Annotated in this window: 1 protein-coding gene and 1 pseudogene; both read right to left on the reverse strand. The window is 60.7% G+C overall.

All coding sequences use genetic code 11. From position 1 onward, the window contains the following. A pseudogene (gene prfB / locus AC1DLB_RS30080) lies at positions 1-142 on the reverse strand (peptide chain release factor 2); the annotation flags it as partial. A gap of 283 nt (positions 143-425) precedes the next feature. Next, positions 426-1,376 (reverse strand): diguanylate cyclase domain-containing protein (locus tag AC1DLB_RS30085; protein ID WP_477786292.1); only part of this gene is annotated, 951 nt, incomplete at its 5' end.

Raw genomic sequence — 1,376 nt, forward strand, 5'->3', positions numbered from 1 at the left:
GTTCCAGACACTCGGATCTTCAAGCTCGCGATTGACTTCGGTCAGACGCTCATGCTTTTGATCGTAGTCAAAGATACCCCCGAATAGTTTCGGAGCGCTCGGACAGGTCCTTGAYACTGTTAAGGATCGGGTTGATTTCCATGGCGGGCAGCACTCGTTGGCGAACTTTTGAAAGCCGGCGAGTATAACGTAATCACGCTGTCAAGGCAGCCCGCCTGGCGGCTTTAGGGGCGAATGGTTTACGGAATAACGCGGGGGGCCCGTAGCAGCTGCCGAGCCCGCGAGGCTGCGTTCGGCGGCGCAGCCGTCGTAAAGTCAGACAACGCGGTCATTCAGGCAAACCGCATACACAGGACTTGCGAGGACTTCGTCCTCGAACGCAGCCTCGCGGGCTCGGCAGCTGCTACAGCGCTACAGTCAGCGGGTTACTCAATTCCCACCTGATTGCGCCCATTGTTCTTCGCCAGGTACAGCCCCTTGTCCGCCGCCAAGATCAATTGCCGGCAGTCGCTGCCCGGCTGCGGGATCACGGTCGACAGGCCGATGCTGATGGTCAGGCACGAACCTTCGGTCGGGAAAACGTGCGGGATCTTCAATCCGACCACGGTCTGGCGCAGTTTTTCCGCCACCAGCCGCGCACCGCCCGGCGAGGTGTTGGGCAAGACCAGGACGAACTCTTCGCCGCCGTAACGGGCCGGCAGGTCCGATGGCCTGGCGCTGGCGTCGCGAATGGCCGTGGCGACTTTGCGCAAGGCTTCATCGCCTTCGAGGTGGCCAAAACTGTCGTTGTAGGACTTGAAATAGTCGACATCGATCATCAGCAACGACAATTGCGTCTGGTCACGCAACGAACGCCGCCACTCCAGTTCCAGGTATTCGTCGAAGTGCCGACGGTTCGACAGCCCGGTCAGGCCGTCGGAGTTCATCAAGCGTTGCAGCACCAGGTTGGTGTCGAGCAACTGTTGCTGGCTGACCCGCAACGCACGGTACGCCGCGTCACGCTGCAGCAGGGTCATGTAGGAGCGCGAGTGATAGCGGATGCGCGCCACCAGTTCGATGTTGTCCGGCAGCTTGACCAGGTAATCGTTGGCCCCGGCGGCAAACGCCGCGCTCTTGATCAGCGGGTCTTCCTTGGTCGACAGGACAATGATCGGAATGTCCTTGGTCGCCGGGTGATTACGGTATTCGCGCACCAGGCTCAGGCCGTCCAGGCCGGGCATGACCAGATCCTGAAGGATCACCGTCGGCTTGATGCGGATCGCCTGGGCGATGGCCTGGTGCGGGTCGGCGCAGAAGTGGAAGTCAATGTTTTCTTCGTTCGACAGACCACGGCGCACCGCCTCGCCGATCATCGCCTGATCGTCCACCAACAACAC

Source organism: Pseudomonas sp. 05N434 (assembly GCF_056396965.1).